The organism is Nitratireductor sp. ZSWI3 (genome assembly GCF_024655565.1).
In the GTDB taxonomy this organism is placed as follows: domain Bacteria; phylum Pseudomonadota; class Alphaproteobacteria; order Rhizobiales; family Rhizobiaceae; genus Nitratireductor.
This window is the reverse complement of sequence record NZ_JANKOF010000024.1, coordinates 23,653-36,780: the sequence shown is the minus strand read 5'-3', so window position 1 is coordinate 36,780 and position 13,128 is coordinate 23,653. Positions and strand designations below refer to the sequence as shown.

13 protein-coding genes are annotated in these 13,128 nt (G+C 65.8%); all 13 read right to left on the bottom strand.

Features of this window, described 5'->3' with window-relative positions; translation table 11 throughout:
* Window positions 1-30: 30 nt before the first annotated feature.
* On the bottom strand, window positions 31-705 hold the full coding sequence (locus tag NUU27_RS10165) for a TetR/AcrR family transcriptional regulator (RefSeq protein ID WP_257761985.1): 675 nt from the start codon (window positions 703-705) through the stop codon (window positions 31-33).
* Window positions 692-1,627, bottom strand: coding sequence for a hypothetical protein (locus tag NUU27_RS10160; RefSeq protein ID WP_257761984.1), 936 nt, complete (start codon window positions 1,625-1,627; stop codon window positions 692-694). Before NUU27_RS10160 ends, NUU27_RS10165 begins: the two co-directional genes overlap by 14 nt.
* Before the next feature lie 256 nt (window positions 1,628-1,883).
* Window positions 1,884-3,104: a hypothetical protein gene (locus tag NUU27_RS10155; protein WP_308219961.1), complete on the bottom strand. Its 1,221-nt coding sequence runs from the start codon at window positions 3,102-3,104 to the stop codon at window positions 1,884-1,886.
* 124 nt (window positions 3,105-3,228) lie between these two features.
* A complete protein-coding gene (gene hisD / locus NUU27_RS10150; protein ID WP_257761982.1) occupies window positions 3,229-4,554 on the bottom strand; it encodes a histidinol dehydrogenase in 1,326 nt (441 codons plus the stop codon).
* Between the two features lie 52 nt (window positions 4,555-4,606).
* A complete protein-coding gene (locus NUU27_RS10145; protein ID WP_257761981.1) occupies window positions 4,607-5,404 on the bottom strand; it encodes an ABC transporter permease in 798 nt (265 codons plus the stop codon).
* Window positions 5,401-6,354: an ABC transporter permease gene (locus NUU27_RS10140; protein ID WP_257761980.1), complete on the bottom strand. Its 954-nt coding sequence runs from the start codon at window positions 6,352-6,354 to the stop codon at window positions 5,401-5,403. The genes NUU27_RS10145 and NUU27_RS10140 overlap by 4 nt, the downstream gene beginning before the upstream one ends.
* A gap of 105 nt (window positions 6,355-6,459) precedes the next feature.
* On the bottom strand, window positions 6,460-7,557 hold the full coding sequence (locus NUU27_RS10135; protein WP_257761979.1) for a PotD/PotF family extracellular solute-binding protein: 1,098 nt from the start codon (window positions 7,555-7,557) through the stop codon (window positions 6,460-6,462).
* 38 nt (window positions 7,558-7,595) lie between these two features.
* Window positions 7,596-8,729 (bottom strand): ABC transporter ATP-binding protein, encoded by a 1,134-nt coding sequence (locus NUU27_RS10130; protein ID WP_257761978.1) that lies wholly within the window; start codon window positions 8,727-8,729, stop codon window positions 7,596-7,598.
* Between the two features lie 141 nt (window positions 8,730-8,870).
* The gene (locus tag NUU27_RS10125; RefSeq protein WP_257761977.1) at window positions 8,871-9,629 is read right to left on the bottom strand and encodes an SDR family NAD(P)-dependent oxidoreductase; all 759 of its coding nucleotides are present in this window, start codon (window positions 9,627-9,629) and stop codon (window positions 8,871-8,873) included.
* A 183-nt stretch (window positions 9,630-9,812) separates the two neighbouring features.
* Window positions 9,813-10,559, bottom strand: coding sequence for a UTRA domain-containing protein (locus NUU27_RS10120; RefSeq protein WP_257761976.1), 747 nt, complete (start codon window positions 10,557-10,559; stop codon window positions 9,813-9,815).
* A 105-nt stretch (window positions 10,560-10,664) separates the two neighbouring features.
* On the bottom strand, window positions 10,665-11,468 hold the full coding sequence (gene phnE / locus NUU27_RS10115) for a phosphonate ABC transporter, permease protein PhnE (RefSeq protein ID WP_257761975.1): 804 nt from the start codon (window positions 11,466-11,468) through the stop codon (window positions 10,665-10,667).
* Complete coding sequence (gene phnE / locus NUU27_RS10110; RefSeq protein WP_257761974.1) at window positions 11,462-12,280, bottom strand: phosphonate ABC transporter, permease protein PhnE; 819 nt, start codon at window positions 12,278-12,280, stop codon at window positions 11,462-11,464. The genes phnE (NUU27_RS10115) and phnE (NUU27_RS10110) overlap by 7 nt, the downstream gene beginning before the upstream one ends.
* Entirely contained in the window at window positions 12,277-13,071 is a 795-nt protein-coding gene (gene phnC, locus NUU27_RS10105; RefSeq protein WP_257761973.1) for a phosphonate ABC transporter ATP-binding protein, read from the bottom strand. The genes phnE (NUU27_RS10110) and phnC overlap by 4 nt, the downstream gene beginning before the upstream one ends.
* Between the last annotated feature and the right edge of the window lie 57 nt (window positions 13,072-13,128).

Genomic DNA, 13,128 nt, shown 5'->3' with positions numbered 1-13,128 from the left:
TACGCAGCAACCTCCTGCAAGAAATCATCGTCATTCCCCTTTTTGTGGTTTGCGTTGCAATGTCGTCGCCCGCGATGCGCGCTGGCCTTCCAGCGAACGCAGGGATTTGGTCTTGAGGTCCTGCGGCAGGGAAGCGGTCAGATGCTCGATGGCGTTCCACAGCCGCTCCCATCCTTCCGGGGTGCGCAGCGGCACGCCGAGGAAGTATTCCTCCGTCTTGGCGCGCAGCATCAGATAGAGAACGCCGGCGAGCATGATGCTCACCACCGCAGGCACGTCGGTATCGTCGGTCAGCCCGTCGACACGGTCGATGAAGGCGCGCGCCGCGCTTTCGCGGCGATCGGCCAGCTTGGCGCTGACGTCGTTGCGCTCGATCAGTTCCCAGCGTCGCACTTCGCAGAGCGGCTGGTTGTTGGCCAGCGCTTCGATCTGCTCGCGCAGCATCGACAGGATGAGGTCGGCCGGCGGCCGCTCGCTCGACTCGTCGCTCTTCACCACGCTGGAGCTCTTGGTCCAGAAATCCTGCTCCTGCATCCAGGTCAGCATCAGGCCCGGCATGCCGCCGAAATAGCGGTAGATCAATTCCTTGCTGACATCGGCGCGCTTGGCGACGGAGTTCACCCCGACGCCGGCCATTCCGGTCTCGCAGATCTGTTCCTCCAGCGCCTGGAGGATGGCGCGCTCCGTGCGCTCACGACGCGACATGACTTCTCCTCATCATCATGCTGCGGCGGGCCGGCGAACCATGGGGATGGGCGGTCCCTCCGGCCAGGCGCGCGATCAGTTCCGTGACGGCGGAGCCGACGCGCCGGCCACCCTGCCAGACCTCGGCCGACAGATAGCCGACGGCGCCGACACGCTCGGCCGAGAGCATCCTTGGATCGGCGCTTTCCAGCCCCACGATCCGCCCATCGGCATCGATGTGCAGCCGATCCCGCTCGGCGGCTTCGATCCGTATGGGGGTGTCGAGCCTGAGAATCGCGTGACCGGCCGGCGTCCCGGTCAGTTCCTGCCAGACGAGCGGGCCGAGGATGTCTGCCAGCGTCCGGCATTCGCCATCGGCAACGAAAATGGAGTTGTGCAGAAGCGCGAATCCGCAGCCCGCACCCTCGCGCCTGGCCTGGCCGAGATCGGTGCGTCGCTTCACCCTTGCCGCATTTGCGAAGCCTATCCGCCCATCGGCCGTCATGGCGATGATCCCGGCGTCGATCTCCGGATCGGCTGCCAGCGCCGCATCGACGGCCTGCTGCGGCGGCTCGCCGCGCTCGAGCAGCGCCGACACCGCTTCGTTGACGGGCATGCCGCCGGCCGTCCGGCTGTTGGGAAGGCGATGGCCGGTGACAAGGCCACCAGGCCCGGCCACCAGGAACTGCGTGAGCGGCTCCGGCCGGTCGGGGCCGCTGGAGATCACCGCAGCCCTTTCCGCGTCCAGCCAGGCGGACGGAATCTCCAGCGCGCTGATGCCACCATCCTGCGTGGTCCGGTATCGAGGGGTGCCATCCGGATCGAGAACGGCGAAGACGGCAAAGCCGCCGATGGCGCCGCGGCCAAGCAGCTCCGCACCGAGCACAGCCGCAACAACAGCCGCGCCGGACCTCTTGCCATATGCCGCGATTCCGATGGTCAAAGGTCCACCCCGATCTCCAGGAAAAGCGAAGCGTTGCCGCCCAATGTGAACACCTGGTCACATTGGCGATGCTAGGGCGGAATCGTCGGCCTTGTCAATTGATCGAAGCGGCCGGACGAGAGCATCGACCCGGCGTATGGATGAAATCCGTTCCGATTGTTCTGCGGCAGCGCCGACCGTAGCATCCTCGGGCCGGCGAACTGGCTGTTGTCGGTCGATCAGCCGCCGATGACGCTTCCGGTGATGACGGCGCGTCTCAGGGAGCGATCGCGGCGAAGAAGTCGGTGAAGACATCCCGGCCGGCAACCGGGCGGGAGCCGGCGGCCAGCGCCACCGACAGTCCGATCGCCGAGGAGACGGGATTGTGCCGCTCGGCTCCCTCGCCCGCGTTGAGGTTCATGACGAGCGTCGGCGACAGAAACAGGCCTATGCGGACGACGTCTTCCCAATCCGCGGGCAGGAGGCCCCGTTCCGACAGGGTGGCGAGCCAGGGCTTCCAGAACGTGCGGGCCTTTGCTTCCAGAAGCTGGCGCCGCACGCTGCTCAATTGCCAGTTCGTGTCGATGACAAGCTTTCCCGCCTTGAGCGCGACCGTCGCCTCGTAGTGCTCGGCGGCCATGGCGGGATTGTAGAGCCACAACGGGTGCGCGAAAATGTTGTGAAAGGTCGATTTCACCTCCGCCACCAGGGACGGCACCTTGTCACCGGCAAAGGCCGGGTCGAAGAAGGCGAGGTGATCGGCGTCGCGGCCCCGTTCGTACCAGACATTGGCGTTGTGCGCGTCGCCATGGGCGACGATCCCGCCGGCATCGGCCAGACGCTCGGGGGCATAGCGCCGCCAGGCAAGGTCGAACATCTCCCCCAGGCTGCGGCTGTACTCGATCCCGTTGATGACCGGAGAGGCGTCGTGCAGATCCTCCCAGTGGATTGTCACGCCGCCCGGAAAGGCGAACCGCTTCCCGACGTAGAAGCGCGCGAGCCGCCCGCCCGGATAGCGGCCGCCGTCCTGGTCGATCAGGCGTTCGTGGAACAGCCTGTGGATCGGCTCGGCGCACGAATCTTCGGGCGTGATCGGAGCAATCGAGGCGCGCGCGCAGGACAGGATGCGACCGTTCAGCTCCGCCTCGGCAGCCACCGCGCGCGCCATCGCCGCAATATCCGACGACCGGTCGAGCTCGAAGAGGACGTCGGAAAAGCGGGGGTCGGCGCGCCTCCTGTAGACCAGGAGCTGCTCGCCCGGCAGCGTCGAGATGTGCACGGGCTGATCAACCGGCAGCCCCGCCCGGGCCAGGATGTCGGCACGATAATACTCGCCGCGCATCTGCTCCTCGCCCTCTTCCTGGTGAAACTTGAAGAAGAGCTCCTGGCCGGCGGAGACGAAGAAGCCGTTCAGCGAGTTGAGGGAATACTGGTCGGCGTTGATCTTGAGGTCGCTGACATCGATGTCGAAAAGAGCCGCGATGAGGCGCTGCAGCATCGCTTCGGCCCGCGCGACGTCGACGCGCGCAACGGCGCGGATTTCGGCGGTCCGGGATATCCCCGTCTCGGTCATGTCAGCGATCCTTGCAAAGGATGGTCTGCAGTCGAACCGCTCGCATCGATCACCCCCTCAAATAGGCGTTCCGCAGCTCGCTGACCGCGTTGGCGTGCGAGGAAAAGCCTTCGTAATCGGCGAGGGTCCTGGCCGCGGCGGCCATTTGCGGGTAGCCCTTCTCGGTCACGTAGCCGATCGAGCTGCGCCGGACGAAATCCGAGACGGAGAGGGGACCGTAGGTGTTGGCGCCGCGCGATGTCGGCAGGACCGCGTTCGGCCCGAGCGCGAAGTTGGCGATCGACACCGGCGTGTGCGGCCCCAGCAGGATCTCGGCGGCCTCGGTGATGTCGCCCAGATAGTCGAACGGCTTCGTCGACAGGATTTCCAGATGCTCGGGCGCATATTCGTTCACGAAGGCGCATGCGTCCGCCATCGATTCGGCGAGGATGATGCCTCCGGACCGTCCCGTCAGAACCGTGCGCGAGAAATCGACCCGCATCTCGGACATCCTGCTCCACAGCTCGGGAAGGGCCTCGAGCGCCTCTTCGATCAGGGCCTCGGAATCCGTGACCAGCCAGGCAGAGCTGTCGGGGCCGTGCTCCGCCTCGATCAAAAGGTCCATGGCCGCCAGACCCCCATGAACGGTGCTGTCGGCCAGGATCACGCTTTCGGAGGGGCCGGCGGGAAGGCCGGGGTCTATGACCCCGGCGAGCAGACGCTTGGCCGCCACGACCCAGGGGCTGCCGGGGCCGACGATCTTCTGCGCCTTCTTCACCGTCTGGGTTCCATAGGCCGCCGCCGCGACGGCCTGCGCGCCGCCGACCTTGTAGATGGTCTCGACCCCCGCGATGCGTGCCGCGACGAGCGTTGCGGCATCCACCTTTCCGTCCTGGCCCGGAGGGGTGAAGATCGCCAGGTTGGGCACCTTGGCCACCACGCCGGGCACCGACGTCATCATGGTCACCGAGGGAAACGACCCCTTGCCGCGCGGCACGTAGAGGGCCACCGAATTGATGGGGGTGAACCGATCGCCGGCAAAGGCACCGGGGCGCACTTCCTTCAGCCACATCGGCTCCGGTGCCTGCTGCTCGTGAAAACTGCGGATGTTCCCGATGCCGAAGCGGATCGCCTCGATCACCTTTTCGTCCACCAGCGAGAAAGCCTCGTCGAACTCGGCTTCCGACACCTTCAGGCCTTCCCTGGTCAGCGGCGCGGCCTTGTCGAGTTCGCGCCCGAAGCGCACCAGGGCGTCGTCGCCCTCGGTTCTCACGGCCTCGATGATCGGCCGCACCTTCTCCAGGTAGAAGGACAGGTCCGCCTCGGACCGCTTGACCAGCGCCGCGCGTTCTTCCGGCGAGAGCGCCTTGAGGCGCTGAATGTTGATGTCGGGCATTGGGCGTCCTTTCATTTCGTGATGGCGGCGGTGCCGCTGCGCCGGAATTCCCTCACTTGGATTTGAGGAAGATCTCGAGGCCGACCAGCTTGTCGAGAAGCCAGACCGCGAGGAGCGCGATAACGACGAAGACCGAGGAGATCGCGGCAAGGTCCGGCGTGATGATCGAGCGGATGTTGTTGTAGATCTGCACCGGCAGCGTCACGGTGCGCGCATCGGTGAGCAGGAGGCTGACCAGGAACTCGGTCATCGCCAGAACGAACATCAGCAGGCCGCCGGTGATGACGCCGGGCATCACGCCCGGCAGCGTCACATGCAGGAAGGTCTCCACGCGGCCGGCGCCGCAACTGGCGGCGGCGAGTTCGAGGTCGCCGTCGAGGGCCGTCGCGGCGGAGGAGACCGACCAGACGATGAACGGGATGTTGATGGCGGCGAGCGCCACGCCGACAGGCCAGACGCTGCCCAGGATGCCCCAGTTGCCGAACACCAGCATCATGCCGATTCCGGAACCGATCAGGGGAATGGTGAACGGCAGCAGCAGGTAGACCTGCAGCGCGTTGGCGAAGCGCAGGCGGAAGCGGGTCAGGGCGATGCCGGCAAGGGTGCCGACGGGCACGGAGACGGCGAGGCAGATCAGCGACACGATGACCGACCGGCCGAACGCCTGGCGCAGGTCGCGTGCCATGGCGATCGCCCCATACCATTTGAGCGAGAAGCCGTCGGGCGGGAAGGTGATGATGTTTCCGGCGGTCACCGAGGCGCCGACGACGATGATCGTCGGCACCGACAGGATCGCGATGCAGAACCAGACGATGCTCCAGAACAGGAGCCGCTGCGCCCGGCTGATCATCGCTTGCCTCCCATGCCGAGCGTTCCGGCTCCGAACAGCGCGATCGCGATGCCGACGAGAATGGAGCCGAGGGCGACGAGCAGCAGGGCGAGCGCCGCCCCAAGACCCTGGTCGGCGGTGCGGAAGAACTGGTCGTAGATGGCGTTGGCGATGAAATCCTGCGATCCGCCGCCGAGCATCGCCGGCATGGCGAAATCCGTGAGGGAGAGCGTGCCGACGACGAGGCCCGCGCCGACCAGCCCGGGCCGGGCCATCGGGATGACCACATGCCAGAAGGTCCTGATCCAGTTCGCTCCAAGCGACGTGGCCGCCGTTTCGATCTCCCTCGGGATGGCGGTGAGCGCGGGCGCCAGCATCAGCACCGCGAAGGGCAGCATGTACTGCACCAGTCCGAAGACCACCGCAGGGAAGTTGAACAGGAGGCGAAACGGCCCGATGCCGACGAAGCCGAGAACGTCGTTGACGGCACCGGATGTGCCCAGCACGATCAGGATCCCGTAAGCGCGGACCACCTGGCCGATGAAGAAGGGCAGGAAAAGGGCGACCAGCAGCGCCTTGCGGATCGCCGCACTCGGCGTTCGCACCATGACGTAGGAATAGGGAAGCGCGAGCAGCAGTGTGAAAACGACGGTCAGGGCCGCGCCGAGCAGCGACCGCCACATCACGCGCCAGTAGGTCGCGCTGTCCGCGACCGTCTGATAGTTCGCCAGCGTGTAATCCTCGGAAGGAAGGAAGGTCGACCGGTCGAGGGTGTGAAGCGAGCTTTCCGCGATGTTGGCAAGCCCGAGGACCAGGATGCCGACAAGAAGGAGGGCCGGGGCGACGAGCGCCCAGCCCGAATAGCGGCTCATGCTTCGCGGCCAGACGGCGTCCAGGGCTGATTCCAGACCATCCATGATCCGCCATCTGAGCGGATAGGGGAACGGCGAGGTGTCGCTTTCTCGGGTCATCACCGGGTCTTTTCTTCGCTCGTCAGGCTGGCTTTCAAAGAGTCGGAGCGGGATGCGGGCGGAAAACCGCTTCACACTTTTCCTCATCCCGCTCCGGCGCGCCGATCAGCCCTGCATGATCTCCTTGAACCTGGCGAACCAGTCGCTTTCGTTCTGGACCTGCACGGACGAGGAGATGCGGATCAGCCGCTCGAAGTCCTCCGGCTTGGTCGGATAGGAAGGATCGCCCGCCAGCCCTTCGGGCGGCGTCAGGCCGGGCACGACGCCGGGCAGGCCGAGCCCGTCGAGCCAGACCTGCTGGCCTTTCTGCGAGAGGGCGTGGTTGATGTACTGCTTGGCCCAGTAGAGCTCGTTCTCCGGCAGGTTCTTCGGGATCCAGAGGCAGTCGGTGTCGAACTTGCATCCCTCGGTCGGGACCGTCCAGGCGATGTCGAGGCCGTTCCTGCGGGCGGCGAGCGCGTTGGTCGAGATGGTGCAGGCCGCGTCGATCTCGCCGTTCTGGAACCAGGTGGTGAAATCGGGATCCTCGCCGAGAAGCGGGTTCTGCGCCTTCATCTCGCGAACGAAATTCCAGCAGGCCTCCATGTTGCCGGGAATGTCGTCGAGCGATCCGCCGCCGGCGACCTGCGCCGGGAAGTGGAAGCCGATGCCGTCATTATAGAGCGCAATCCGGCCCTTGAAGCGCGGATCGAGCAGGTCGCGCCAAGATTGCGGCGGACCGTCGGGGAACGCTTCGGGGCGGTAGGCCAGCACGTAGACATAGCCGTAGGTGTTGACCAGCGGATAGGCTTCCAGCCCCACGGGTTGGGCAAGCTCTGTCGTGTTGGAGAGGTTCGCCAGGTCCGAAAGGTCCTCGGTGACGCCCCGCAGCGCCGACTTCGTCGCATTGGTGGTGGTGTCCCAATTGACGTGGATCGGCGGCACGCGCCCCTGCGCCACCGCGGCCCAGACCTTCGGCTGGATCTCGTTGTCCTCGGTGAGGTCGTGGCGCACGGCGATGCCGGTCATTTCGGTGAACGGATCGGACACGCCGCGCTTGAGCGAATCGACCCATTCTCCTCCCCAGGCGCGCACGATGATCTCGCCGGGCTTGGCCGGTTCCTGCGCGAAGACGCGCGCGGCCGGCAGCGTCGTCAGCAAGGCGGCGCCGCCTGTCGCCATGCCGGCGCGCAGGATGCCGCGGCGGGTGTGATGTCTTGTCATCTCATGGTTCTCCTCTGCTGGATGTCGCTCGCTTCTTTTCAAACGGCGGCGTTGAAGATCTTCATGTCCTGCGCGTTCCAGCCGATCGCGGCCGGCGCGCCGATCTGGTAGAGATCGAAAGATTCCGGATCGTGGTGATAGATGTGGAAGGCGATGCCCGGCAGCGCGTCGGCCTCGACCACGTAGAGCAGCCGCTCGCCTTCGAAGATCACGTCGAGGATCGTGCCGGCGAGCTTCGTGTCGCAGCGGGCAAGGCTGTCTGGCGTCGGGCCGATGCGGATCTGCTCGGCGCGGATCGCGCCGCGGGCCGGTTCTCCGGCCGCGATCCTGGAGGAATGCGTGCCGCTGAGCTGCAGTGCGCCAACCGTGAGGCCGCCCTCCGCCGCCTCGCCCGGAATGAATGTCGAAACACCGAGGAAGCCCGCGACGAAGCTGTTGTGCGGCTGCCGGTAAAGGTCGATGGGGCGCGCATGCTGCTGGATCCTGCCGCCGTCCATGACGATGATCCGGTCTGACACGACGAGCGCCTCGCGCTGGTCGTGCGTCACGTTGATCGTGGTGACGCCCAGCTCGTGCTGGATGCGGCGGAACTCCAGTTGCATCTCCTCGCGCAGCTTGCGGTCGAGCGCGGCCAGCGGCTCGTCCAGCAAGAGCAGCTCGGGCTCGAACACCAGCGCCCGGGCGATGGCGACGCGCTGCTGCTGGCCGCCGGAAAGCTCATGCATGCGCCGGTCTCCATAGCCGACGAGCTTCACCAGATCGAGGAAGCCCTTGACCCGGTCGGGAATCGTCCGCGGATCGAAGCGGCGCATCTTCAGCGGAAAGGCGACGTTCTCGGCCGCCGTCATATGGGGAAACAGGGCGAGCTTCTGGAACACCATGCCGATCGAACGCCGATGCGGCGGATCGGCGTCGACCGGCTTGCCGTTGATCGTGATGTCGCCGCTGGTGGGCTTCTGGAACCCCGCGATCATGCGCAGGAGCGTGGTCTTACCCGAGCCCGAAGGCCCAAGAATCGTCAGGAACTTGCCGGCTTCCAGATCGAAGCTGGCCCGGTCCACCGCCGGGACGCCGCTTCCGAAATCCATGGTCACGTCGCGGACGCGGACGGCCGTCGTTTCCGGCTCCGGGACGCGGGCCCGCGTCGCTCCGGCTGACGAGCTCTCATTCATGCTTCAAATCTTCGATTCTGCGCATCGTGCGTTCCCGGCACAATCTCGCATGATTTTCGTTGGCACATTGGCATACATATTCGGGGCATACACATAGTCGGACGGCGCATCGCATGAGCGGCCTTGAAACCGCATGCTCCTCTAAATCGTGGACAGGTACCCTCCGTCAATCACCAAACACTGGCCCGTGATGTAGGCGGAGGATTCCGAGGCGAGAAACAGCGTCGCTCCGATCAGGTCTTCGAGCCGGCCGAGCCGGCCCATCGGAACCTTCGCCGTCATCGCGGCGACCCATTCGGGATCGGCGTAGAACTGGCTGGTCATCTCGGTCTCGAAATAGCCGGGGGCGATCGCGTTCACGCGAATGCCCTGCGGGGCCCACTCGGCCGCCAGCCCATGTGTCAGCCCCAGGATGCCGGACTTCGAGGCGCCATAGGGGACGGCCGTCGGGACGCCGACGAAGGAGGTGAGCGAAGCCAGATTGACGATGGCGCCTCCGCCATGCGCCGCCATGCGGGCGGCGGCGGCCTGCGCGACGAAAAAGGCGCCCTTCAGGTTCGTGTCGAGGATCTTGTCCCACAGCGCCTCGTCGACGTCGAAGGTCGGACGCACCTCTTCGACGCCGGCATTGTTGATGAGGACGTCGATCCGCTGAAGATCCGAGAGGCGCTCGCGGACCTGCCCGGCATCGCGCTGGTCGACGGCCAGGCACTCGACGGCGCAGCCGAGTCCGCGCAGCGTTTCGGCGGTCGGCTCCAGCGCCGCCGCTTCGCGCGCGGTCAGGATGAGATCGGCGCCGCTCTGGCCGAAGCCGATGGCCAGTGTGCGGCCGATTCCACGGCTGGCACCGGTTATGAGAACGCGCTTACCGCTGAAGCAGAATTTAGTGTCGGACGGCATCTGAGCCCCTTCCAGCATGCCATCTCACCCGTTCATCGATCCTGACATGTCTATACATAACCGTGCCCTCATAATCGCAGCGAGTCAATGCGGATCGGCGTCCTTCAAGCGCCCTCCCGGCGGGGGATACCCGTTTTGCAGCGGCCGCGCCCGATCACCTGAAACGGCCGACGCGCCGGCCCGTCAAGGCGCCTCTCCCGCTGCGCGCGGCTCGAATTCGGCGATGAGCTGGTGGGCCTCGCCGGGGTAGAGCAACCGGGCATAGGTCACCCAGTTGGTGCCGATCTTCGTCTTGCGCAAAATCTCGAGACAGGCTGCCCCGGTCGGCAGGTCGAGAAGCTGTGCGTCGCGGCCGGATGCGTTGACGGCGCGGATCTGATGGCGTGCGGTGGACCAGGGCATCGTGTTCAAGAGCCAGCTTCCGGGGACGTCCTTGCTGAAGTTCATCTGCAACGCGGTCGGGACCACGTCGAGATTGATGGCACGCGTCTCCAGGCAGAAGGGATTGTTGCCGGCAAAATGGATGCCCTGAAGATACAGGACCTCCTCCTCGACCACCTTCCTTCCGACGCCCAACGCCCGCAGATCGGCCTGGCTCATCCGCCGCCGCTCGCTGTTCAGGAGGGTCCAGCTGTAGCTGTGGCCGAGCGCGGCCACCTCCTCGCCGATGTTGTTGATCTCCAGCACCGCGGATTGCACCCGCGCCTGCGCGACAAATGTTCCGCTGCGCTTGCGGCGGGTGACATAGCCTTCCTGCGCGAGCTGGGTGAGAACCTTGTTCATCGTCATTCGCGCGACGCCGTAACGGGTGGCAAGCTCGGTTTCCTTGGCAAGCTGGTGTCCCGGCTTCCAGTGCCCTTCGACGATCTTGTTGCGAATGTCCTCGATGATCTTGGTGTGGAGCGTTTCCGTCGGCCGCGCTGAATCCATGGTGCTGGAAGACTCCTCCGGCTCAGATACCGCCCCTCAAACATGTACAGACATATCGAGGGGCCTGCAATCGGGGCCGGAGTCCGTCAGATCAGATGACGGCGGTCAGATGATCCGTTTGCGCATCCAGGCGGAGACGATTTCGCCGAGCACCACCAGCACCAGGATCGACAGCAGAACGGTTGCCGCCTCCTGCCAGTTGAAGGTGTCGATGGCGCTCTGCAGGATCAGGCCGATGCCACCGGCGCCAACCAGGCCGAGCACGGTGGATTCGCGCAGGTTGATGTCCCAGCGCAGGATGGCGACGGCCCAGAAGGTGGGCATCACCTGCGGCACGATGGCATAGACGATGACCTTGAAGCGCGAGGCGCCGGTCGCCTCCAGCGCTTCCACCGGGCGCTTGTCGATCTCCTCGATCGCTTCGCCCAGGAGTTTGCCGATGAAGCCGATGGAGCGGAACATGATGGCGACGATGCCGGCGACGATGCCGGGGCCGAAGATGGCCACGAACAGGAGAGCCCAGATGATCGTGTTGACCGAGCGGCTGGAGACGAGGATGAAGCGGCCGAGCCACAGCGTGAAGGCATTGGGCGTCGTGTTCTGCGCGGCGATATAGGCGACCGGCAGCGAGACGAAGACGGCGATGGCCGTCGCGATGGTGGCGATGTTGACCGTCTCCACCAGCACCCACAGGATCTTGGGCAGGTTGCTCACGTCCGGCGGCACCATGCGGCCGAAGAGGTCTCCCATCTGCTGCGGCGCGTCGAACACCCAGGCCCAGATCACATTGATGCTGGTCAGCGCCCAGACGATGGCGAGCGCGGTGGCAAGGAAGATGACGAAGCGCTGCAGGCGCTCGCGCGGGGTGTAGCGGACCCACTCTTCAGGCGTCGTGTCCATGCTTACCATATCCGCTTCCTGATCTGGCCGCTCACCGCCTCGCTGAGCAGGATGACGGCGACGATGACGATGGTGATGGCCAGCGCGAAGTCATAGTCGTAGCGGCCGAAGGCGTTGGCGAGCGTCGAGCCGATGCCGCCGGCGCCGACGATGCCCACCACGGCGGAGGCACGCAGGTTGCTGTCGAGCTGATAGATGCTGAGGCCAATCTGGCGCGGCATGATCTGCGGGAAGACCGCATAGACGAGCGTCGGAAAATAGCCGGCCCCAACGGAGCGCATCGCCTCCACCTGACCCCAGTCGATCTCCTCGATCCGCTCCGCCAGCATCTTGGCCACGAAGCCGATCGAATAGACGATCAGCGTCAGTACGCCCGCGAACGGGCCGAAACCCACCGCCTTGACGAAGATGATGGCGACGATGACGGGATGGAAGCTGCGCGCGATGATGATCAGCGCACGGCCGACGAGGTAGACCGGGCGCGGCGCCAGGTTCTTCGCCGCCATGAAGGCGATGGGGATCGACAGGAGCACTCCGCCGACGGTCGCCAGGATGGCGATCTTGAGGCTTTCGAGGAAACCGCTGATCAGCAGGCCGCTGCGCTCGAAGCTCGGCGGGAACGCGCCGCTGAAGATGCGCGCGGCGCGCGCGAACCCCTGCGAGACGCGAGCCCAGTCGATGGGCAGAATCCAAAGGGCCCAGCCGATATAGACCGCGACCGCCAGGAGCAGGCCATAGCGCAGCAGCGGATTGGCGATCATCGGCGGCCGGCGCCATGTGTCGGGCAGGCCTTTCGCCGTGTGGGCCGGTGTGGTGCTCATGCGTTCTTGGCTCTCAGCGGCGTGACGTTGCCCATCTCGCCGCGCTCCTCCGCCGGCACGCCGGCATAGATCTCGTCCATAGCCGCCTGGTCGAGGGCGGCCGGCGCGGCGTCGAAGATGATGCGGCCGTAGCGCATGCCGACGATGCGGTCGGTATAGAGCTTGGCCTCGGCGACGTTGTGGATGTTGATCAGCACGGGGAGCGAGAATTCGCGCGACAGCGCGCGCAGCAGCTCCATGATCTGCTCGGAGGTCTTCGGGTCGAGCGAGGCGGTCGGCTCGTCGGCGAGCAGGATTTCCGGTTCCTGCATCAGCGCGCGCACAACGCCGACGCGCTGCCGCTCGCCGCCCGACAATTCGTCGGCGCGCTTGTTGGCATAGTGGGCGATCCCCACCCGCTCCATCAGCTCATAGGCGCGGCGGATGTCTTCCTTCGGATAGCGCCGCATCACCGCGCGCCAGGTCGGCAGGTAGCCGAGCCGGCCGGACTGGACGTTCTCCATCACCGTCAGCCGGTCGACCAGGTTGAAACCCTGGAAGATCATGCCGATGCGCCGCCGCGCGGCGCGCAGGCCGGCCCCCTTCAGGTCGGTCAGCATCAGGCCGTTCAATTCGATGGTGCCGGAGCTCGGCTCCACCAGCCGGTTGATGCATCTGAGCAGCGTGCTCTTGCCGGCGCCCGAGGCCCCGATGATGGCGACGACGCTGTCGCCCGGCACTTCCAGGTCCAGCCCTTTCAGGACCGGCGCGCCGTTGCCATAGCGCTTCACGAGCTGCGAAATCTTCAGCATGCATTTCTCCGGGAAAAGGATCGGGCACGAGGCAAGCCCCAGGACCTCGCGCCCGAC

Coding starts and splice junctions, on each gene's coding strand:
- NUU27_RS10165 (WP_257761985.1), bottom strand. CDS start 705: ATGTCGCGTCGTGAGCGCACGGAGCGCGCCATCCTCCAGGCGCTGGAG.
- NUU27_RS10155 (WP_308219961.1), bottom strand. CDS start 3,104: ATGCTGCAGCGCCTCATCGCGGCTCTTTTCGACATCGATGTCAGCGAC.
- hisD (WP_257761982.1), bottom strand. CDS start 4,554: ATGCCCGACATCAACATTCAGCGCCTCAAGGCGCTCTCGCCGGAAGAA.
- NUU27_RS10145 (WP_257761981.1), bottom strand. CDS start 5,404: ATGATCAGCCGGGCGCAGCGGCTCCTGTTCTGGAGCATCGTCTGGTTC.
- NUU27_RS10140 (WP_257761980.1), bottom strand. CDS start 6,354: ATGACCCGAGAAAGCGACACCTCGCCGTTCCCCTATCCGCTCAGATGG.
- NUU27_RS10135 (WP_257761979.1), bottom strand. CDS start 7,557: ATGACAAGACATCACACCCGCCGCGGCATCCTGCGCGCCGGCATGGCG.
- NUU27_RS10130 (WP_257761978.1), bottom strand. CDS start 8,729: ATGAATGAGAGCTCGTCAGCCGGAGCGACGCGGGCCCGCGTCCCGGAG.
- NUU27_RS10125 (WP_257761977.1), bottom strand. CDS start 9,629: ATGCCGTCCGACACTAAATTCTGCTTCAGCGGTAAGCGCGTTCTCATA.
- NUU27_RS10120 (WP_257761976.1), bottom strand. CDS start 10,559: ATGGATTCAGCGCGGCCGACGGAAACGCTCCACACCAAGATCATCGAG.
- phnE (WP_257761975.1), bottom strand. CDS start 11,468: ATGGTAAGCATGGACACGACGCCTGAAGAGTGGGTCCGCTACACCCCG.
- phnE (WP_257761974.1), bottom strand. CDS start 12,280: ATGAGCACCACACCGGCCCACACGGCGAAAGGCCTGCCCGACACATGG.
- phnC (WP_257761973.1), bottom strand. CDS start 13,071: ATGCTGAAGATTTCGCAGCTCGTGAAGCGCTATGGCAACGGCGCGCCG.